Source organism: Candidatus Protofrankia californiensis, from assembly GCF_900634765.1.
Classification (GTDB): Bacteria; Actinomycetota; Actinomycetes; order Frankiales; family Frankiaceae; genus Protofrankia; species Protofrankia californiensis.
In genome coordinates, this window is the sequence record NZ_CAAAFT010000283.1 from 7,977 (window position 1) to 9,371 (window position 1,395).

At 58.6% G+C, this 1,395-nt stretch carries 1 rRNA gene (cut by a window edge); it reads right to left on the reverse strand.

The features are described 5' to 3' along the window. Positions 1-1,147: ribosomal RNA gene (locus DD1DGNOD_RS28125) — 23S ribosomal RNA — on the reverse strand (it extends 2,184 nt beyond the left edge of the window). Positions 1,148-1,395: the final 248 nt, after the last annotated feature.

Genomic DNA, 1,395 nt, shown 5'->3' on the forward strand with positions numbered 1-1,395 from the left:
CCTGGTTGTCTCCGCGACTCCACATCCTTTCCCACTTAGCGCACGCTTAGGGGCCTTAGCTGGCGATCTGGGCTGTTTCCCTCTCGACTACGAAGCTTATCCCCCGCAGTCTCACTGCCACGCTTCACTTACCGGCATTCGGAGTTTGGCTGACTTCAGTAAGCTTGTAGGCCCCCTAGGCCATCCAGTGCTCTACCTCCGGCAAGAAACACGTAACGCTGCACCTAAATGCATTTCGGGGAGAACCAGCTATCACCGAGTTTGATTGGCCTTTCACCCCTATCCACAGCTCATCCCCCAGGTTTTCAACCCTGGTGGGTTCGGTCCTCCACACGGTCTTACCCGCGCTTCAACCTGGCCATGGATAGATCACTCGGCTTCGGGTCTTGGACATGCGACTCATACGCCCTATTCGGACTCGCTTTCGCTACGGCTACCCCACAACAGGTTAACCTCGCCACACATCGCAAACTCGCAGGCTCATTCTTCAAAAGGCACGCGGTCACAGAGGCAAAGCCCCCGCTCCCACGGATTGTAAGCACACGGTTTCAGGTACTATTTCACTCCCCTCCCGGGGTACTTTTCACCTTTCCCTCACGGTACTAGTCCGCTATCGGTCACCAGGGAGTATTTAGGCTTAGCGGGTGGTCCCGCCAGATTCACACGGACTTTCACGGGCTCCGTGCTACTTGGGATAACGCTCAGGAGGTACCATGTTTTCGTCTACGGGACTGTTACCCGCTATGGTGACCCATTCGCATGGCCTTCGACTAACACAGCACTTTCTCACTCCTCGACAGATCGGCAGATCCGCCCGAACGATCCCACGACCCCGACCACGCAACGCCTGCCGGCTCTCACACGCAATCGGTTTAGCCTCATCCGCTTTCGCTCGCCACTACTCGCGGAATCACGGTTGTTTTCTCTTCCTGCGGGTAATGAGATGTTTCACTTCCCCGCGTTCCCTCCACACGCCCTATGTGTTCAGGCGCGGGTGACAGGATTTCAAGCCCTGCCGGGTTTCCCCATTCGGAAATCCTCGGATCACAGCTCGGTTGACAGCTCCCCGAGGCATATCGCAGCCTCCCACGTCCTTCATCGGCTCCTGGTGCCAAGGCATCCACCGTGTGCCCTTAATAACTTGGCCACAAAGATGCTCGCGTCCACTGTGCAGTTCTCAAGATACAGACGGCCCCACCCACACCCCGCGGCCCACCGGCACACACCGGCAGTTCCACGACGCAGATGACCCGATCCGCGACCGAACCCCCCGGCACACCAGCACCGGAGGGCTCCCACGATCGCCAAGGAAGCACACTCACTCCCTCAGGACCCAACAGCGTGCCACGTAGACCCCCACAACCACCCCAGCCCCGTTCCACCCCCACACAACAG